General features: G+C 71.0%; 16 protein-coding genes. 11 read left to right on the forward strand and 5 right to left on the reverse strand.

Translation table 11 applies throughout. The features are described 5' to 3' along the window. Positions 1–14: 14 nt before the first annotated feature. From ACWC09_RS14915 to ACWC09_RS14930, 4 genes are all read left to right on the forward strand, one after another. The gene (locus ACWC09_RS14915) at positions 15–248 is read left to right on the forward strand and encodes a hypothetical protein (protein ID WP_450850933.1); all 234 of its coding nucleotides are present in this window, start codon (positions 15–17) and stop codon (positions 246–248) included. A gap of 86 nt (positions 249–334) precedes the next feature. After that, the gene (gene pcaDC, locus ACWC09_RS14920; RefSeq protein ID WP_450850934.1) at positions 335–1,633 is read left to right on the forward strand and encodes a bifunctional 3-oxoadipate enol-lactonase/4-carboxymuconolactone decarboxylase PcaDC; all 1,299 of its coding nucleotides are present in this window, start codon (positions 335–337) and stop codon (positions 1,631–1,633) included. A gap of 71 nt (positions 1,634–1,704) precedes the next feature. After that, the gene (locus tag ACWC09_RS14925; protein ID WP_450850935.1) at positions 1,705–2,340 is read left to right on the forward strand and encodes an MBL fold metallo-hydrolase; all 636 of its coding nucleotides are present in this window, start codon (positions 1,705–1,707) and stop codon (positions 2,338–2,340) included. A 191-nt stretch (positions 2,341–2,531) separates the two neighbouring features. Further along, entirely contained in the window at positions 2,532–3,311 is a 780-nt protein-coding gene (locus tag ACWC09_RS14930) for an exodeoxyribonuclease III (protein WP_450850936.1), read from the forward strand. Positions 3,312–3,314: 3 nt separating this feature from the next. Here ACWC09_RS14930 and ACWC09_RS14935 read toward each other — a convergent pair whose 3' ends face one another. Continuing rightward, entirely contained in the window at positions 3,315–5,075 is a 1,761-nt protein-coding gene (locus ACWC09_RS14935; protein WP_450850937.1) for an SGNH/GDSL hydrolase family protein, read from the reverse strand. 166 nt (positions 5,076–5,241) lie between these two features. Here ACWC09_RS14935 and ACWC09_RS14940 point away from each other — a divergent pair, with 166 nt between their 5' ends. Together ACWC09_RS14940 and ACWC09_RS14945 are read left to right on the forward strand one after the other, a co-directional pair. Next, positions 5,242–5,649, forward strand: a complete 408-nt coding sequence (locus ACWC09_RS14940; RefSeq protein ID WP_450850938.1) for a DUF6278 family protein — start codon at positions 5,242–5,244, stop codon at positions 5,647–5,649. A gap of 147 nt (positions 5,650–5,796) precedes the next feature. Then, the gene (locus tag ACWC09_RS14945; RefSeq protein ID WP_450850939.1) at positions 5,797–6,540 is read left to right on the forward strand and encodes an amino acid ABC transporter ATP-binding protein; all 744 of its coding nucleotides are present in this window, start codon (positions 5,797–5,799) and stop codon (positions 6,538–6,540) included. A 36-nt stretch (positions 6,541–6,576) separates the two neighbouring features. Here the strand turns inward: ACWC09_RS14945 and ACWC09_RS14950 are convergent, their stop codons facing one another. Beyond that, a complete protein-coding gene (locus tag ACWC09_RS14950) occupies positions 6,577–8,139 on the reverse strand; it encodes a CocE/NonD family hydrolase (RefSeq protein WP_450850940.1) in 1,563 nt (520 codons plus the stop codon). A gap of 115 nt (positions 8,140–8,254) precedes the next feature. Continuing rightward, positions 8,255–9,019 (reverse strand): hypothetical protein, encoded by a 765-nt coding sequence (locus ACWC09_RS14955; RefSeq protein ID WP_450850941.1) that lies wholly within the window; start codon positions 9,017–9,019, stop codon positions 8,255–8,257. 143 nt (positions 9,020–9,162) lie between these two features. On the opposite strand from ACWC09_RS14955, the gene ggt reads away from it, so the two are divergent. Then, positions 9,163–10,971 (forward strand): gamma-glutamyltransferase, encoded by a 1,809-nt coding sequence (ggt, locus tag ACWC09_RS14960; protein ID WP_450850942.1) that lies wholly within the window; start codon positions 9,163–9,165, stop codon positions 10,969–10,971. Positions 10,972–11,017: 46 nt separating this feature from the next. Here the strand turns inward: ggt and ACWC09_RS14965 are convergent, their stop codons facing one another. Together ACWC09_RS14965 and map are read right to left on the reverse strand one after the other, a co-directional pair. Continuing rightward, positions 11,018–13,564 carry an ATP-dependent Clp protease ATP-binding subunit gene (locus ACWC09_RS14965; protein WP_450850943.1) on the reverse strand — a complete coding sequence of 849 codons (2,547 nt, stop codon included), beginning with the start codon at positions 13,562–13,564 and terminating at the stop codon, positions 11,018–11,020. A 667-nt stretch (positions 13,565–14,231) separates the two neighbouring features. Continuing rightward, the gene (gene map / locus ACWC09_RS14970) at positions 14,232–15,011 is read right to left on the reverse strand and encodes a type I methionyl aminopeptidase (protein WP_450850944.1); all 780 of its coding nucleotides are present in this window, start codon (positions 15,009–15,011) and stop codon (positions 14,232–14,234) included. 44 nt (positions 15,012–15,055) lie between these two features. Between map and ACWC09_RS14975 the strand changes: the two genes are divergently transcribed. The 4 genes from ACWC09_RS14975 (at position 15,056) to ACWC09_RS14990 (ending at position 19,561) form a co-directional block, all read left to right on the forward strand. Continuing rightward, positions 15,056–15,307: a helix-turn-helix domain-containing protein gene (locus ACWC09_RS14975; protein WP_450850945.1), complete on the forward strand. Its 252-nt coding sequence runs from the start codon at positions 15,056–15,058 to the stop codon at positions 15,305–15,307. A gap of 126 nt (positions 15,308–15,433) precedes the next feature. Next, entirely contained in the window at positions 15,434–17,245 is a 1,812-nt protein-coding gene (locus ACWC09_RS14980; protein ID WP_450850946.1) for a hypothetical protein, read from the forward strand. A 193-nt stretch (positions 17,246–17,438) separates the two neighbouring features. Further along, the gene (locus ACWC09_RS14985) at positions 17,439–18,281 is read left to right on the forward strand and encodes a nitrilase-related carbon-nitrogen hydrolase (RefSeq protein WP_450850947.1); all 843 of its coding nucleotides are present in this window, start codon (positions 17,439–17,441) and stop codon (positions 18,279–18,281) included. A gap of 29 nt (positions 18,282–18,310) precedes the next feature. Beyond that, positions 18,311–19,561, forward strand: coding sequence for an aspartate aminotransferase family protein (locus ACWC09_RS14990; RefSeq protein WP_450850948.1), 1,251 nt, complete (start codon positions 18,311–18,313; stop codon positions 19,559–19,561). Positions 19,562–19,566 lie beyond the last annotated feature (5 nt).

Below are 19,566 nucleotides of genomic sequence, written 5' to 3' on the forward strand. Positions count from 1 at the left end.
GGCCGGCACAGCGCGTGCCCAGAGCCGTCGCCGACCTCGATGCCCTACCGGTTCCGGCCGTCCCGATCCGTCCGGAACGCCCCGGCGCCCTGGGTCTCCACTTGAGGAGCGCACCTGCCGCGCAACAGCCGTCCCTGCACGGCCGGCTGCCCCGGCAGACGACCGAGAGCGCCTGGGAGCCGGACTGGACACGAGTCCAGGGCCACCTCTTCGACGCCGTCGCCCGGCGTCCCGTGAAGGCGGTGTGAGGGTTCGCCGGTGATCCGCGGGAGTCAGGTGTGAGGACTGGGGGCCCAGGGGCCGGGGGCAAAGAAACGGCGGTTAGCGTGGAGCGGTGAGTGAGACGAAGACCCCCGCCCTCCAGTACCGCTTCGACGGCCCGGACGACGCCCCGGTCCTCATCCTCGGTCCCTCGCTCGGCACGACGTGGCACATGTGGGACCGCCAGGTGCCCGAGCTGATCAAGCAGTGGCGTGTCTTCCGGTTCGATCTGCCGGGGCACGGCGGTGCGCCCGCGTACCCGGCGGGCTCGGTCGGCGTGCTCACCGATCGGCTGCTCGCCACGCTCGACGCGCTCGGCGTGCAGCGGTTCGGCTATGCGGGCTGTGCGTTCGGGGCCGCCCTCGGGCTCGAGCTGGCCCTGCGTCATCCGGAGCGGATCGCCTCGCTCGCGGTGATCGCGGCCTCGCCGCGGTTCGGCACGGCGGACGAGTTCCGGCAGCGCGGGGTGATCGTACGCACCAACGGGCTCGACCCCATCGCCCGTACCTCCCCGGACCGCTGGTTCACCGGCGGGTTCGCCGCCACGCAGCCCGCGATCACCGAGTGGGCCGTGCAGATGGTGCGCACCACGGACCCCGGCTGCTACATCTCCGCCTGCGAGGCGCTGGCGGCCTTCGACGTACGGGCCGAGCTGGGCCGGGTCGGGGTGCCGACACTCGTCCTCGTCGGCTCGGACGACCAGGTCACCGGGCCCGCCGAGGCCCGAACCCTGGTCGCCGGCATCCCGGACGCCCGCCTCGCCGTCGTGCCCGGCGCCTCCCATCTGGTGCCGGTCGAGCAGCCCGCCGCCGTCACCGACCTGCTGGTGCGGCACTTCTCCACCGCCTGGCAGCCCGCGTTCGACTCCGCGACCGGCCAGATGGCCATCCTCGCGGCACCGGTCAAGCCGGTCCTGGCCGCCGCGCCCCAGCCCACGCCGATCGCCGAGATCGCGCCCGCCGTCGTCGTGCCCCCGCCGGGGACGGGACGGCCCGACCCCTACGACGCCGGGATCAAGGTCCGCCGAGAGGTGCTCGGCGACGCGCACGTCGACCGGGCGCTGGCGCAGGCCGACGAGTTCTCCGGGGACTTCCAGGAGTTCATCACCCGGTACGCGTGGGGCGAGATCTGGGACCGGCCCGGCCTCGACCGACGCGCCCGCAGCTGTGTGACCCTCACCGCCCTGGTCGCGGGCGGCCACCTGGACGAGCTGGCCTTCCACACCCGCGCCGCCCTGCGCAACGGTCTCACCCCGGTGGAGATCAAGGAGGTTCTGCTGCAGGCGGCCGTCTACTGCGGCGTACCGGCGGCGAACAGCGCGTTCAGGGTGGCCCAGCAGGTCATACGCGAGGAGACCACGCCCGAGGAGTGATCATCAGCCTGGCAGCGAAAGCACCAGGCTGAACCGCCCCCGGCCGCGCGCGAGGCGGCAGGATGGGAGCCATGAAACTCACGAAGAAGTCGCACTCGTGCGTACGCCTCGAGAAGGACGGGCGGACGCTCGTCCTCGACCCCGGCGGGTTCAGCGAGGAGGACGCCGCGATCGGCGCGGACGCCATCCTCGTCACGCACGAACACCCCGACCACTTCAGCGAGGAGCGGCTGCGGGCGGCCCTGGACGCCAATCCGGCCGCCGAGATCTGGACCCTCGCCTCGGTCGCGGAACAGATCTCCGCCGCCTTCCCGGGCCGCGTGCACACCGTCGGCCACGGCGACACCTTCACCGCCGCCGGCTTCGACGTCCAGGTCCACGGCGAACTGCACGCCGTCATCCACCCGGACATCCCGCGCATCACCAACGTCGGTTACCTCATCGACGGCGGCAAGGTCTTCCACCCCGGCGACGCCCTCACCGTCCCCGACCACCCCGTCGAGACGCTGATGCTGCCCGTCATGGCCCCCTGGAACAAGATCTCGGAGGTCATCGACTATGTCCGCGAGGTCAAGCCGCAGCGCGCCTACGACATCCACGACGCCCTCCTCACCGACCTCGCCCGTCCGATCTACGACCGTCAGATCGGCGCGCTGGGCGGCTCCGAGCATCTGCGGCTGACGCCGGGCGGCTCGGCGGAGGTCTGAGAGCGGAGGTCTGAGAGCGGGGGCCTGAGAGCGGAGGTCCGAGAGCGGAGGTCCGAGACCGGCCGCGGCGGGCGGTCGGCGGAGGTCCGAGCGAGGCGTCGGGCAGGGCGCCGGGCGGTTCGGCGTCGGCCCGAGGCGGCCCGGCGGGCGGGGCGGCCGCGTTGTCGGACCCGCCCGGTAGGTTGTGAGACATGCGCATCGCGACCTGGAACGTGAACTCGATCACCGCCCGCCTGCCGAGGCTCCTGGCCTGGCTGGAGAGCAGCGGCACCGACGTGCTCTGCCTCCAGGAGGCCAAGCTGGCCGAGGACCAGTTCCCGTTCGACCAGCTGCGCGAGGCGGGCTACGAGGCGGCGGTGAACGCGACCGGGCGGTGGAACGGCGTGGCGGTGCTCTCCCGCGTCGGCCTGGAGGACGTCGTCAAGGGCCTGCCCGGCGACCCCGGCTACGACGGCGCCGAGGAGCCCCGCGCCATCTCGGCGACCTGCGGCAAGGTCCGCGTCTGGTCGGTCTACGTGCCGAACGGCCGTGAGGTGGACCACCCCCACTACGCCTACAAGCTCCAGTGGTTCGAGGCCCTCAAGGCGGCCGTCGCCGGTGACGCGTCCGGCAGCCGGCCCTTCGCGGTCCTCGGCGACTACAACGTCGCGCCGACCGACGACGACGTCTACGACGTGGCCGCCTTCGAGGGCCTCACCCACGTCACCCCGGCCGAGCGCGCCGCCCTCGCCTCCCTCCGCGAGGCCGGCCTCTCCGACGTCGTCCCACGCCCCCTCAAGTACGACCACCCCTTCACGTACTGGGACTACCGCCAGCTCTGCTTCCCCAAGAACCGCGGCATGCGCATCGACCTGGTCTACGGCAACGAGCCGTTCGCGAAGGCGGTCACCGACGCGTACGTGGACCGGGAGGAGCGGAAGGGCAAGGGCGCATCCGATCACGCGCCGGTGGTGGTCGATCTGGACGTGTAGCTCCTACAACAGCCTCAGGTCCACGGATTGCGCGAGGGCCGCCAACCCCGCGTCCCCGGGATGCAGATGATCCCCGCTGTCGTAGGCGGGCAGCATCCGTGTCGGGTGGGCGGGGTCACGGGCGAGGACATCGAAGTCCAGCACGCCGTCGAACGCGTCCGTGTCCCGGATCCAGCCGTTGACCGCCACCCGCTCGGCGTCCACGGCGGCCGTGCACCGCACCTCGCCCTCGCACGGCAGGATCGTGGCCACCAGCATCCGCAGCCCCCGCGCATGCCCGCGCTCGGCGAGATCTCGCAGTCCCGCGATGACCTCCTCCGCCGTCGACTGCCACCGCACGTCGTTCACGCCCTCGAAGACGATCACCGTGCGCGCCGAGGTCTGGGCGAGGACATCGCGGTCGAAGCGGTGCAGCGCGCTCACCCCGCCCGTGCTCGTGGACACCCCGTCCCCGGGGTAGGAGTCCGTGACCACGCGGTTGCCCGAGATCCCCTCGTTCAGCACCCCGTAACGCGGGACCGCATCCTGCTCCAGCAAGCGCCTCGCCAGCACATCCGGCCACCGCCGGTTCGCGTCCTGGGTCGACATCGTGCCGTCGGTGATCGAGTCCCCGTCCACCACCACCGACCCCGGACCGTCACTCACGTCCACACCGGTCAGCAGCGGCCAGCTGGTCAGGGTCTTGGTGTACGACGCCCCCGAGCTCTCCGCCGCGTGATCACCCGGCACACTCAGATACGACCGCTGCACCGCGACCCGGTGCACGGGTGCCGCCGCCACCGTGTCCGGCAGATGGAAGCTCACCAGCAGGTTCGTGTCCGCGGGCACCGCGAAGGACAGCGGATCGCTGAACGCCTCTGCCCCCGCCGGGACTTCGACCCCGGCCGAAACCCCGAAGGACACCGGCACCGGGACCTCCCGCGCCGCGGCGCCCGCCGTCTGCACCGCCACCGTCGCGCTGCCGATCCGTAGCGGCGCCGCCGCGAACGTGTTGTCGAACCGCAGCCGCACCCGGGGCCCGCCCACCGACGTGTGCACCACCAGCCGCAGGGTCCGGTCGCTCCATGGCCCGACCGCCGCGTACCCGGAGCTCGCCGCCGCCCAACTCCCGGTCCAGCCCTGCCCCGACGCCCGTACCGTCACCGAGAACACATGCAGACCGACGGCGCGGGGCAGCCGTACGGACGAGACCGCGCGCCCCGCGACCAACGGCACCGTCACCACGTACAGCCGTGCCCGCCGGTCGAGTTGACCGGTCGGTGTGTTGATGTGCGGCAGCGCCACCGCCTTCGTGGGGAGTGGACCGGTGCGCCAGTCCGGGGCCGTCAGCCGGTACCAGGAGCGGGTGCCGTTCGTGTACGACACCGAGCCCGCGCCGCTCACATCGGCGCCGTCCGTGCCCGCGACCAGGAAGGCGAGGGCGTCACCACGGCCGCGGAGGCGCACGGACTGGCCGTCGGCGCGGACGTTGTCCGGCTCGCCCGGCTGCCGGCACGGCCAGGTCAGCCGGGCGCCCTGCACGGTGAGCGTGCGGCCGGGGGTCCAGCCCGCGGCCGTCAGGTCCTGTGCGGACAGGGAGGCGCCGGAGTCGTCGAAGTCGGCCGCGGCCGGGACGGAGTCGTCGCTGACCGCCCTGTTGTCGAAGAGCCGCTCCAGCGGCAGCGGCCTGGCCACGCCTCCGGTGGCGCCCCGTGCCGAGACGGCCGGCACCAGAGCGGCGAACAGGACGACGACGATCGCGAAGCCCCGGACACGTCGACGCACGGCCGACTCCTCCCCGTTCACCGGTGGGACGAAAGACGCAGGGTGAAGCTAGAGAGACAGCAGGGACGCGTCAACGAGGCAGGCGCGCACGCGGCGTGAAATCGCCCCGAAGTGACCATCCGCGCGCCTGTGGTGCGTACGCCGGTGCGAATGACACGCTGGACGTATGAAGATCCCTTTTCTCGGCAACCGGCACGAGGAGTATGCCGACCTCGACCCCGAGGGCATCGCAGAACTCCTCGCAGAGTGCGAGCTGCTCCGGTCGCAGGCGTCCCGGGAGGGCGTCCAACTGGACGACTCCGTCGAGTCGTTGGAGGCCCTCGACCAGGTGGTGCCGCGCTGGCGGGACGACGAGGAGGTGCTGCCCTGGCTCGGCAACGACGCGGGTCTCTACCTGGGCACGGTCATCGTGCGTACCGTGCCCGGTGCCGCCTGGGAGATCCGGTCGGACGGCCAGCCCGTCGTCCGGCTCGACACCGGCCGTGAGTTCGACGTCGTGGAGTCCGGTCAGGACTGGGCGGCCAGCGGGGCTCCAGAGCTCTCGCAGGTGTACGCCGAGGTCGCGGAGGAGTGACTGGAGAGGCTCGTGTGACTCATGGTTCGACATATGGTCGACGTAAATACGGCTAATGCCCGAAAAGTGCGTGTCGTGTATTAACTCCACTCTTGTCTGGATAGTTTGCGGCAACCACGACACAGCTGAGAGTGAGTAGGGCTGCGTATGGCCGTCGATCCGTTGATCGAGCTGCGTGAAGTGAACAAGTACTACGGGGAGCTGCATGTCCTGCAGGACATCGAGCTCACCGTCGGCAAGGGGGAGGTGGTCGTGGTCATCGGCCCGTCCGGGTCGGGGAAGTCGACGCTGTGCCGGACGATCAACCGACTGGAGACCATCCAGTCCGGCGCCATCCTGCTCGACGGGAAGCCGCTGCCCGAGGAGGGCAAGGCGCTCGCGCGGCTGCGTGCCGACGTCGGCATGGTCTTCCAGTCGTTCAACCTGTTCGCCCACAAGACCGTGCTGCAGAACGTCTCGCTGGGGCAGGTCAAGGTCCGCGGCCGCAAGAGGGAGGAGGCCGACCAGCGCTCGCGCCGGCTCCTCGACCGCGTCGGACTCGCCGACCAGGCGCCCAAGTTCCCGGCCCAGCTCTCCGGCGGCCAGCAGCAGCGCGTGGCCATCGCCCGCGCCCTGGCCATGGAGCCCAAGGTGCTCCTGTTCGACGAGCCGACCTCCGCGCTCGACCCGGAGATGATCAACGAGGTCCTCGAGGTCATGCGGCAACTGGCCAGGGAGGGGATGACGATGGTCGTCGTCACCCACGAGATGGGCTTCGCCCGCTCCGCCGCCAACCGGGTCGTCTTCATGGCCGACGGCCGGATCGTCGAGGACCGGACCCCCGACGAGTTCTTCATGAACCCGCGCAGCGAGCGCGCCAAGGACTTCCTGTCCAAGATCCTCAAGCACTGAGCCGTAGAGCCATGTCCGCCCGGCCGCAGCCGGAGATCACTGCTCGCGCAGCGGAATCGACACGTACGACGGGTCGTTCGACGGCGAGGAGAAGGTCAGCTGCGCGCCGGACGGGTTGTGCTCGATGTAGAGCGGGTCGACCGTGTCGACGACCAGGGCCAGCCGGTGCCCTGCCGGGACGTCGTAGGCCGTGGAGAACAGCTCCAGGTCGACGCCGAACGGCTTTCCGGGCGTACGTCCGTGGAAGGTGTACGGCGCGTTGCTGACCAGCTTGCCGAGGCCGAGCGGCCCCACGTCATAGAGGTAGGCGACGAGGGTGCCGCTCTCCTTGGTCGGGGTGAGGGTGGTGTGCAACATGGCGGTACCGCGTACCTGTCGGGCCGTGGCGTACTTCTCCGACTGCCATACGGCGGCCCAACGGCGGGGGAGCAGGGGGATCGAGGCCACCGGCGGGATCCTGGCCACCTGGTCGAGGATGCTGGAGAGGAAGACGACCCCGCCGTCCGCGCCCGAGTCGACGTTGGTGTGGATGGTGGTCGTGCCCGCGAGGGCGATCTTCCTGCGCGTCTCGCCGACCGACTTCCAGTCCGGGTAGCCCTCGTAGCCGCCCGTGGAACGGGACTTGAGCTGAACCGGTTCCTCGCGGTTGATGCCGTTGTCCGTGCCCTTGAGGTAGTGGTCGAACCAGCGCTCGGTGTCCGTCCAGACATCGTTGGGGAGGCCGAACAGGCCGGTCAGCTCGGCGGTCGCATGGTCGCCGGGACGGAACTCCAGTCTCTTCGGGCCGGTCAGCTTCTCGTAGAAGTCGGCGTACTGGTTGGGTGAGAAGATCGTGTCGCCCCAGGCGTTGGCCATCATGACCGCGGTGCCGTTCTTGTTCAGTTGGTCCACGTATGTGGTGGCCGAACGTTTCTTCCCCCAAGCGATCATCTCCTGTTCCCTGGAGAGGTTGGAGGCGTAGAAGTTGTCGAAGATCTCCCGGAGTTCGGGGCTCTGACGGCCGGTGACCAGGCTCGCGCCGTCCAGCAGGGCGGCCGCCTGGACGTGTTGGGTGCGCCCGGAGTAGATCGAGTCGATCAGGTCGGCCCAGCCGCTCATCGCCGCGACCGCCTTGATGCGCTTGTCGTGCGCGGCGGCGAGCAGGCTGATGCCGGCGCCGTAGGAGACGCCTCCCATGCCGATGTGCCGGGAGTCCGCCGGGGTGTTGGCGAGCGCCCAGTCGATGACCTTGGACGCGTCGGCCATGTCGGGTGGCCCTGCCACTTCTATCTGTCCGCCGGACTGCCAGAAGCCGCGCACGTTGTAACTGACCACGATGTAACCGGAGTTCGCGAGCCTCTGGGCCTGGGCGAGGTACTCGACCTGGGGCAGGCCCCAGCTCGTGGGGAACACGAGCAGCGGGTAGCGGTGCGCGCCGTCGGCGCCCACGGGCGTGATGACGTTCGCCTTGAGGACGGTGCCGCCGTCGCCGGTGATGTCGACGAAGCGGACGGCGGTGGCCGCCTGGGCGGGGGCGGTCCCGAGGACGCCACCGGCGATCAGTGTCGCGGAGACGGCGCCCACGGCGGTCGTACGCAGGGCCCTGCGATGGTTTCCCACGGTCACTCCTCACTCGTGTCAGTGCAAAGTGACCAGACGGTAACCGCGCCGCCTTACCGTAAGTAACCCGTCGGTAAGTTACGTGCGGGTAACGATTGTTGCTATGTGAATCAATTCAGGAGGAGCGGTGGGAGTTGCGAGGAGCCGGGGTTGCCGCCGCCGCGGGCAGCGGCGCCCTTGCCTCGCGGGTCACATCCCCGACCAGCTCCACGACATCCGGGCCGTACGCCTGCGAGTTGACCACCTTCAGCAGCAGTACGAAGGAGTTGGCGCCGTACTTGCGGGACAGCCGTTCGTGGTTGCGGGCGAGGTAGCGGGTGGCGGCCTGGTTGGTGATGGCGCGCTGGCCGCAGAAGAGGAAGACGGGGCGGGTCTGCTGCTCGCCGGCGGTGAGCCGGGCCAGCAGGACGTACTCGGTGATGCCCGGGTCCATGCGGTAGCGCTCGGTGCCGATCTGGAACGCGCCCCGGTCCGGGCCGGGTTCGGGATCGACGTTCACCCGGACACCCGGCAGCATCGCCGACATGTGCGCCACCATGCGCCGGTTCGACCCGGGGCCGCCGACGCAGAACTCGGTGCGCTCGCCGAAGCCCTGGTGCACCGCGTCCTGGGTGGCCACATGGAACTGGGCGCCGCAGTCCTTGATGAGCGCGGAGAGTTCGAGCAGCGCGAACACGTCGAAGCGGTGCACCGCGGGCTCGGCGGTGGCCGAGTCGCGGTTGACGACGAGCAGCGACTCCGAGTTCTCCGGCAGCCCGAGGAAGGCCTGCTTGCGGCGGAGCTTCCGCCGCCACAGATACGTACGGGCCAGCCAGCCGAGGGCCGCGCTGATGCCGGCCGCGACCACGCCCAGGACGATGTTGCGCACGTCGTCATTCATGGGCGCGCATGCTAGCGGGCCAAGGTGGCTGGTACGTACCGGTGTTCGATCTGTGGCATTCGTATGACAGCAGCCGGAATGGGGCTGTTGGGCGCCTGTGCGTTCTGGCTACGCTGCGCGGACGGTCCTGACTGGAGGTACGGATGCGTCGCCCTGTCGCGCGGAAACTGTCGGTCCTGGCGGTCTCGGCCGCCATGGTGTCGGTGGGGGCGGCAGCACCGCCGGCCGCCACCGCCACCCCCGCGAAAGTTCCGGTCGCCGTCGGCTACGGGGGCGCTGTCGCGAGCGTCGACGCGGATGCCTCGGCCGCCGGCATCGAGGTGCTGAGGAAGGGCGGCAACGCGGTCGACGCCGCCGTCGCCACGGCGGCCGCGCTCGGCGTTACCGAGCCCTACTCCTCCGGTGTCGGAGGCGGCGGCTTCTTCGTCTACTACGACGCCAAGTCCCGTACGGTGCACACCATCGACGGCCGCGAGACGGCGCCGCTCACCGCCGACTCCAACCTCTTCGTCGAGAACGGCAAGCCGCTGGCCTTCGCCGACGCCGTCAGCAGCGGGCTGAGCGTCGGCACGCCGGGGACGCCCGCCACCTGGCAGACGGCGCTGGACCAGTGGGGGAGCAGAAGACTCGGGACGGTGCTGAAGCCGGCCGAGCGGATCGCTCGGAACGGGTTCGTGGTCGACGACACGTTCCGGTCGCAGACCTCCGCGAACGAGACGCGGTTCCGGTACTTCCCGGACACGGCGCGACTGTTCCTGCCGGGTGGGCAGCTGCCGGTGGTGGGGTCGACGTTCAGGAATCCCGAACTTGCCAAGACGTACGAGGAGTTGGGCAAGAAGGGGATCGGGGCGATCTATCACGGTGACCTCGGGAAGGCCATCGTGAACACGGTGAACCATCCGCCCGTGGACCCGAGTTCGGGGTGGAACGCCCGGGCGGGACAGCTGTCGGAGAAGGATCTCGCCGCCTACCGGGCCAAGGTGCAGGCGCCGACCAGGACTTCGTACCGCGGGCTGGGGGTCTACTCCATCGCGCCGTCGTCCTCCGGTGGTACGACCGTGGGTGAGGCGCTCAACATCCTTGAGGACACGGACCTTTCGAAGGCGAGCGAGGTCCAGTATCTGCATCACTTCATCGAGGCCGGCCGGATCGCCTTCGCGGACCGGGGGCGGTGGGTCGGGGACCCGGCGTTCGAGGACGTGCCGACGAAGGAGCTGCTGTCGCAGAAGTACGCCGACTCGCGCGCTTGCCTGATCAAGGACGACGCGACGCTCACGAGTCCGGTGGCGCCGGGCGACCCTCGGCATCCGGCGGCCTGTGGGGCCGGGGGTACGGCGGCTCCGACGACGTACGAGGGTGAGAACACCACGCATCTGACGGTCGCCGACAAGTGGGGGAACGTCGTCTCGTACACGCTGACCATCGAGCAGACCGGTGGTAGTGCGATCACCGTGCCCGGGCGTGGGTTCCTGCTGAACAATGAGCTGACGGACTTCTCGTTCACGCCGGCCAACCCCGCTGTGCACGACCCGAACCTGCCGGGGCCGGGGAAGCGGCCGCGGTCCTCCATTTCGCCGACGATCGTGTTGGACAGGAACAATCGGCCTGTGGTGGCTCTGGGGTCGCCGGGTGGGGCGACGATCATCACGACCGTGCTGCAGGTTCTGACCGAGTTCCTGGATCGGCATCTTCCGCTGGTCGACGCGATCGCCGCGCCGCGGGTGAGCCAGCGGAACGCGGCCAGGACCGAGATGGAGCCGGCGCTGTACAACGACACCAGTGCGGCGGGGTTGCGGGCTCAGCTGGAGGCCATTGGGCAGTCGTTCAGCTTGAACCCCGAGATCGGGGCGGCGACCGGTGTGCAGCGGCTGCCGGGTGGGAAGTGGCTCGCGGCTGCGGAGACGGTGCGGCGGGGTGGGGGCTCGGCGCAGGTGGTGGATCCGGCGCCGTAGGCGTGGTGCGGGTGCGTGGGGGCTGGTCGCGCAGTTCCCCGCGCCCCTAATGGGGCGCGCCGGCCTCCGCTTCCTCATCAGTCCTGAAGGTCAGGCGGCCTGCCTCCACGTCCACCGTTACCCGGTTGCCCCCGGCGATCGTGCCGTCGAGGAGCAGGCGTGAGAGTTGGTTGTCGACTTCCCGTTGGATCGTGCGGCGCAGCGGTCGGGCGCCGTACTCCGGCTGGTAGCCGTGTTCGGCCAGCCAGTCGACCGCCGTGTCCGTGAAGGTGACCGTGATGCCCTGGGTGTGGAGCAGACGGCGGGTTCCTTCCAGCAACAGGGTGGTGATCTCGCGGAGTTGATCGCCCGTCAGTTGGCGGAAGACGACGACCTCGTCGATGCGGTTGAGGAACTCGGGGCGGAAGTGTTCGCGCAGGGGGCGGAGGATCTGCTCCCTGCGGGCCTCCTCGTCGGCCTCCGCGCCGCCCGCGCCGAAGCCGATGCCCGCGCCGCGCCGGGTGATGGCCTCGGAGCCGAGGTTGCTCGTCATCACGATGACCGTGTTGGTGAAGTCGACCGTGCGGCCCTGGGAGTCGGTCAGGCGGCCGTCGTCCAGGACCTGGAGCAGGATGTTGAAGACGTCCGGGTGGGCCTTCTCGACCTCGTCGAGCAGAAGCAGCGAGTACGGGTGCCGGCGGACGACCTCGGTGAGCTGGCCCGCCTCCTCGTGGCCCACGTAGCCGGGCGGGGCGCCCACCAGGCGGCTGACCGTGTGGCGCTCCTGGTACTCGCTCATGTCCAGGCGGACCATGCGCTCCTCGCTGCCGAAGAGGGCCTCGGCGAGGGCGCGGGCCAGTTCCGTCTTGCCCACGCCTGTGGGGCCCAGGAAGAGGAAGCTGCCGATCGGGCGGTCGGGGCTGGCCAGGCCCGCGCGGGAGCGCATGACCGCCTCGGAGACGACGGCGACCGCCTCGTTCTGGCCCACGACCCGTTGGTGGAGGTGCTCCTCAAGGCCCAGCAGTTTCTCCTTCTCCTCCTGGGTGAGGCTGGCGACCGGGATGCCCGTCTGGCGGGAGACCACCTCGGCGATCGCCTCGGCCGTCACCTCCAGTTGGCCCTCGTCGGCCTCTTCGTCGCCGGTCGTGTCCGAGATGCGCTGCTTCAACTCGGTGATGCGGTCGCGCAGTCGGGTGGCCTGTTCGTACTGCTCGTCGGCGACCGCCTGGTCCTTGTCGCGGGTCAGCTGTTCGATCTCGCGCTCCAGGGTCCGTACGTCCGTGCCCTTGGTGCGGAAGTGGAGGCGGACCCGGGCGCCCGCCTGGTCGATCAGGTCGATGGCCTTGTCGGGCAGACGGCGGTCGGTGAGGTAGCGGTCGGAGAGTTCCACGGCGGCCACCAGGGCCTCGTCCGTGTAGCGGACCTGGTGGTGGGCCTCGTAGCGGTCGCGCAGGCCGCGCAGGATCTCGATCGTGTCGGGGACCGTGGGCTCGGGAACCATGATGGGCTGGAAGCGGCGGGCCAGGGCCGCGTCCTTCTCGATGCGGCGGAACTCTTCGAGCGTCGTGGCGCCCACGATGTGCAACTCGCCCCGGGCCAGCGCCGGTTTGAGGATGTTGCCCGCGTCCATCGCGCCGCCCTCGCCGCCCGAGCCGGCGCCGACGACCGTGTGCAGTTCGTCGATGAAGACGATCAACTGCTCGGAGTGCGTGCGGATTTCGGTGACGATGGTGTTGAGGCGTTCCTCGAAGTCGCCCCGGTAGCGGGTGCCCGCGACCACGCCGGTGAGGTCCAGGGCGACCACGCGCCGCCCGATGAGGACGTCGGGCACGTCCCCGTCGGCGATCCGCTGGGCCAGCCCCTCGACGATGGCCGTCTTGCCGACGCCCGCGTCGCCGATGAGCACCGGGTTGTTCTTGCCGCGCCGGGAGAGGACCTCGATGGTCTGCTCGATCTCGTCGTCCCGGCCGATCACCGGGTCGATACGGCCCTGGCGGGCCAGGTCGGTGAGGTCGCGGCCGTACTTGTCGAGGGTGGGGGTGCCGGTGGAGCGGGGGCGTTCGGTGCGGGGTTGCGTCGTGTCCGGGGTCTCCGGGGGGAGCCCGGTGGGCGCGAAGCGGGCCGAGTTGAGGATGTGGCCGGCCGCCGAGTCCGGGTTCGCGGCCAGGGCGCTGAGGACGTGCTCGGGGCCGATGTAGCCGGTGCCGCTCGCCCGGGCCAGTTCATGGGCGTCGAGAAGGGCCCGTTTGACGGCCGGGGTGAGCGAGAGCGAGGTGGGCGGCGGAGCCTCCTCGGGTGGGTGCTGGACCGGGCCGGAGCGCTCGTCGATCTCCGACGCCAGGGAGTCGGGGTCCGCGCCCGCCCGGCTGAGCAGGCTCCGGGTCGGTTCGGCGGCCAGCGCGGCCCGCAGCAGATGCTGGGTGTCCAGGTCGCGACTGCCGTGCTCGGCCGCGTACTGGGCGGCACCGCGAACCAGCTCCCGGGCCGGCTGACTGAGCAGACGGCCTATGTCGATCTGCCGGGGGCCCTGGCGCGGTCCGCCGAAGAAGCGGGCGAAGAATTCCTGGAAGGGATCCGATCCGAAGTCGCCTGGACCGGGGAATCCGCTGGTCATGAGCGTTCGTTCCGTTCCGGCGTCCCGTCGCCTGGCGGGACGCGCTCGCTGATCGACGTGCCGGTCCACGCGGGTGCCCCTGCAGGGCCCGGTTACACCACCTTCGCACGGCCGCCGGGAGCGGGCACCTCAAGGATGAGGTGGCACAGGGGATTCATCACCCCGACGGGTGGAAGCCCGCGCCCAGGACCGGGGTGTTCCGTACGAGCGCCCGCGCGAAGGCGTCGCGGCGGCCCGGGTCGCATCCGGGCGGTGCCGCGCCGGTGCACCCGTGCGGGTTCGGTCTCCTGCCGGTTGTGGGCCACAGCGCCCTGAGCGGGCGGGACAACCGTCGGTTGGCCGGCCAGAGGACCGGGGCGGCCAACCGGCGGTAGAGCGCCCGCGCGAAGGCGTCGCGGCGGCCCGGGGCGCATCCGGGCGGTGTCGCGCCGGTGCACCTGTACGGGTTCGGTCTCCTGTCGGTTGTGGGCCACAGCGCCCTGAGCGGGCGGGACAACCGCCGGTTGGCCGGCCAGAGGACCGGGGCGGCGGCGAAGGGCAGCAGGGCCGGCTCCCGGCGCAGCGGCAGCGCGGCGACAGGGCGGCGCTCGCGAAGAGGACCAGGCCGACCGCGGTGTTGGGCAGCCGTACCGGGCCCGAGGCGACCACATGCTCCCCCTCGGCCGTGTCAGTTCTTCGCATGGCGCTCCGTGAGGATCCGCGGCCCGGCGTCCGTGATCGCCACCGTGTGCTCCACGTGGGCCGCCCGGGAGCCGTCGTCCGTGCGCAGGGTCCAGCCGTCCGGGGCCTCGTGGTAACCGTCCCGGCCGCTCCCGATCAGCATGGGCTCGATCGCGATGGCCATCCCATGGCGCAGTGGGAAGCCGCGGCCGGGGCGGCCCTCGTTGGGGACCCCCGGGTCCTCGTGCATACGGCGGCCGATGCCGTGGCCGCCGAAGCCCTGCGGGATGCCGTAGCCGCCCTCGCGGCACACCGTGCCGATCGCGTGCGCGATGTCGCCGATGCGGTTGCCGACGACCGCCGCCGCGATGCCGGCCGCGAGGGCGCGCTCCGCGGTCTCGATCAGCCGTACGTCGGCCGGGCGCGGCTCGCCCACCGTGAAGCTGATCGCCGAGTCGCCCACCCAGCCGCCCAGTTCGGCGCCGCAGTCGACGGAGACGAGGTCGCCGTCGCGCAGCCGGTAGGCGGTCGGGATGCCGTGCACGATCGCGTCGTTCACCGAGGCGCAGATGACGGCCGGGAAGGGGACGGGGGCGAAGGAGGGGCGGTAGCCGAGGAAGGGGGAGGAGGCACCGGCCTCCCGCAGCACCGCGCGCGCCGCCTCATCCAGCTCCAGCAGGGAAACGCCCACGTCGGCGGCTTCCCGTGCGGCCGTCAGGGCCCGCCCGACGACCTGGCCCGCCTCGTACATCGCGTCGATCGACGTGTCTGTCTTCAGTTCCACCATGCCAATTAATATACCGGGTTGTTTGACCGGGTTAGAATGACGGCATGGTGCGCACCCCTCTCACCCCCGAAGAACGCGAACGCGGCGAGCGGCTCGGCCGGATGCTGCGCGAGGCCCGTGGCGGGCGGAGCATGACGGACGTCGCGGCCGCGGCGGGGATCTCCGCGGAGACGCTGCGCAAGATCGAGACGGGGCGGGCGCCGACGCCGGCCTTCTTCACCGTCGCCGCGCTCGCCCGGACGCTCGGTCTGTCGATGGACGTGCTCGTCGAGCGGTGCGCGCTCGTGGTGGTGTGACGCACATCGGTCAAGATCCCGTAATGACGTGTCCGCACTCCCGTCGCAAACTCCCCGTAGCGCCCCCGTAACACGACTGGTGTTGCCTACGGGAGCGGAGTGCTCCGGTCAGCTGGGAGTTGAGCGATGGCTGTGGATCAACTTCCGGGGCACGTGCGGGAGTTCGCGAACTATCTGAACGGCCTGCTGGCGCGCCTGAATCAGGACGGCGGCTGGTGCGCGGTGTTCTGGCAGCGCGACCCCGACGGTATGCGGGCCTGTCTCGAAGGGCGTGAAGTGCCGCCCTGGGACGTGGTGGAGGCGCTGCTGCAGGATCTCGCCGTGGAGTTCGGCCCCGGTGCGGTGAACCGGGAGGCGGAACGCGCCCGCGCGCTGCACGCGGCCGCGCTCTTCGCGTACGACACCCGCCCCGGTGGCCGGGAGGCCCTCGGCGACCGGTTCGACGTCATGCTCCGCGAACAGCGCTACGCCGCCGAACGCCAGGCGGAGCTGGGCCGCTTGCTCGCCTCCGCCACCACCCGGCAGGAGGCCGACACCATCCGCCTCGACCTCGCCTGGGCCCGCGACGACCACGAACGTGCGACCGCCCGATGCGCCGAGCTCCGTTCCCGGATGGCCCATGTGGACCGGCGGGTGCCAGGCGGACGAGTGGAGGCGATCCGTCGGGGGCGGTTGTCGGAGAGCGCGGCCTACCACGTCGAGGGCGACTTCACGGATCGCGCCGTTCCCTCGGGCGACGACTGGCAGGGCCGGCCGGGAGGGCGGGATGCCGGCTTCCTCCAGCAGCACGGCTCGTACGACCCGGCGGGTACGGGCGCCGGCGGGCAGCGGGCGCCGTACGCGGACGAGGGCGAGGCCGGGCGGTCTCACGATGCCCATGATCGCGATCCTGAGGCCGGCATGCGGCGTGACCTGCGCGAGCGCGGCGTCGGCGGGCTGTGGCGCAGTGCGTACGACGCCGAGTCCTGGACCGCACAGCAAGGTCGGGCCGAGGCGGCAGCCCCGGGCGCGCCCCAGCGACCCGCGCCGCGGCCGTCGCCCGTCACCTCCTCCACTTCCTCCACCTCCTCCACCTCCGAATTCTTCGAGCCGGCGCAGTCCGCCCCCGCACAGGCCGCCCCCGAATCGCCCGTCCCGCAGGCACCGGTCCCCACCACGGCCTCCTCTGGTCCGACGGAAACGACCCCCGAAGCCCCCACCCCCAAACAGCGCAAGCGCCGCCGAGGCAGTGCCCGTTTCGCCGGGATGGTCGAGGATGACGCCGCCCCCGTCGTCGTACCGCCCGCCTCCGAACCGGCCCTCCCCGCTCCGGCCGCCCCCGCCGGTCGCACACCGCGCGGAGCCCGTTTCGCCGGGGGTGCCGAGGCCCCCGTGCGGTCGGCGGAGCCGCAGGCCGAGCCGTTGGACTCGGCGGGTGCGCGGGAGGTCGCCGAGGGGGTGGAGAGGCTTGTGCGGCTGCGGATGGAGGGGCGCACCGGGGAGGCGCACGCCCTGCTCGTCGAGGCCGCGCACTGGCCCGCCGCCCGGTTCCCGCTGCTCGCGGGTGAACTGCAGCGGGCAGGGCTCGGGGCCGACTGGGCGACCCTGCTCTGGGAGGCCGCCTCGCTGCCCCCCGAGCAGCTGGTCGCGGCGGCGGACGCGCTGGTCGCGGCCGGGCGTGGACCCGACGGTGAGCAGATCCTGCGGCAGGGTGTCGCCCGGCCCGCCGCGGAGATCGGGGAGGCCGTGCTCGGCCTGGTCGGCGAGCGGCGCGGGCGCGAGGTGGGCGCGCTGCTCGACGCGTACGTCCGGGTCCGTACCCCCGAGGAAGCGGCCCGCAGCGTCGAGCCCGACCCGGACACCCTCGTACCGCTGCTGCTCCAGGCCGCGCGAGGTGTGTCGGACGAGCGACACTGGGACCTGGTGCACGCCCTCCGGGTCGCCGGTTTCGCCGCCTGACCACACACTCCCCGACCCACCTCGCCACCCCCCGCGCCGGCCCTCCGCTCACCCACAGGAGTGCGAAACGTGATCGACTTCGCGGGTTAACGGCGATGGTCTTGGCAAGGCTCTCCCGGAGGCTTACGTTCATCCCTCTACGGCCTCATCTACGGGCGTAGAGGCTCTGACGTCCCCGCCGAAGGAGCAGCTCATGGCCAACGTCGTACGTGCCGCTCTGGTCCAGGCCACCTGGACCGGCGACACCGAGTCCATGGTGGCGAAACACGAGGAGCACGCCCGCGAGGCGGCCCGCCAGGGTGCGAAGATCATCGGATTCCAGGAGGTCTTCAACGCCCCCTACTTCTGTCAGGTCCAGGAACCGGAGCACTACCGCTGGGCCGAGCCGGTGCCCGAGGGGCCGACCGTGAGTCGTATGCAGGACCTCGCGCGCGAAACGGGCATGGTGATCGTCGTGCCGGTCTTCGAGGTCGAGCAGTCCGGCTTCTACTACAACACCGCCGCCGTGATCGACGCCGACGGCACCTTCCTCGGAAAGTACCGCAAGCACCACATCCCGCAGGTCAAGGGCTTCTGGGAGAAGTACTACTTCAAGCCGGGCAACGTGGGCTGGCCCGTCTTCGACACGGCGGTCGGAAAGGTCGGCGTATACATCTGCTACGACCGCCACTTCCCGGAGGGCTGGCGGCAACTCGGCCTCAACGGTGCCCAGTTGGTGTACAACCCGTCGGCCACCCACCGCGGACTCTCCTCCTACCTCTGGAGGTTGGAGCAGCCGGCCGCGGCCGTCGCCAACGAGTACTTCATCGCCGCGATCAACCGTGTCGGCCAGGAGGAGTACGGGGACAACGACTTCTACGGGACCTCGTACTTCGTCGACCCGCGCGGACAGTTCGTGGGCGAGACCGCCAGTGACACCAAGGAAGAACTCGTCGTCCGCGACCTCGACTTCGACCTGATCGAGGAAGTGCGCCAGCAGTGGGCGTTCTACCGAGACCGACGACCCGACGCCTACGAGGGGCTGGTGCAGCCGTGAGCGACCTGTACGCACGTCACCATTCCGTCATGCCGGACTGGCTGGCCCTCTACTACGAGGACCCGCTGGAGATCACGCACGGCGAGGGCCGGCACGTCTGGGACGCCGACGGCAACAAGTACCTCGACTTCTTCGGCGGCATCCTCACGACGATGACCGCGCACGCGCTGCCCGAGGTGACGAAGGCGGTGAGCGAACAGGCCGGGCGGATCCTCCACTCCTCGACCCTGTACCTCAACCGCCCGATGGTCGAACTCGCCGAGCGGATCGCCCAGTTGAGCGGCATCCCGGACGCCCGCGTCTTCTTCACCACCTCCGGCACCGAGGCCAACGACACGGCTCTGCTGCTCGCGACGACCTATCGCCGCAGCAACACGATCCTGGCGATGCGCAACAGCTACCACGGCCGCTCCTTCAGCGCGGTCGGCATCACCGGCAACCGCGGCTGGTCCCCGACCTCGCTGTCACCGCTCCAGACGCTCTACGTCCATGGGGGCGTCCGCACCCGAGGCCCTTACGCCTCGCTCAGCGACGACGACTTCATCGCGGCCTGCGTCGAGGACCTGAAGGACCTGCTCGGCCACACCCGCCCGCCCGCCGCCCTGATCGCCGAGCCGATCCAGGGCGTCGGCGGCTTCACCTCCGGGCCGGACGGCCTCTACGCCGCCTTCCGGGAGGTGCTCGCCGAGCGCGGCATCCTCTGGATCGCCGACGAGGTGCAGACCGGCTGGGGCCGCACCGGCGACAACTTCTGGGGCTGGCAGGCACACGGGCAGAGCGGCCCGCCGGACATCCTCACCTTCGCCAAGGGCATCGGCAACGGCAGCTCCATCGGCGGTGTCGTCGCCCGCGCCGAGATCATGAACTGCCTGGACGCCAACAGCATCTCGACGTTCGGCGGCACCCAGATCACCATGGCGGCGGGCCTCGCCAACCTCACCTACCTGCTGGAGCACGACCTCCAGGGCAACGCCCGGCGCGTCGGCGGCCTGCTCATCGAGCGGTTGCGGGCGGTCGCGGCGCAGGTGCCGCACGTACGGGAGGTGCGTGGGCGGGGGCTGATGCTCGGCATCGAGCTCGTCAAGCCGGGGACCGACCAGGCCGACCCGGACGCGGCGAGCGCGGTGCTGGAGGCGACCCGCGCCGACGGGCTCCTCATCGGCAAGGGCGGTGGCCACAACACCAGCGCCCTGCGCATCGCCCCGCCGCTGTCCCTGACGGTCGCCGAGGCCGAGGAGGGCGCCGCGATCCTCGAACGCGCTCTGAGGAGCCTCTCGTAGCAGTG

The organism is Streptomyces sp. NPDC001617 (genome assembly GCF_053596855.1).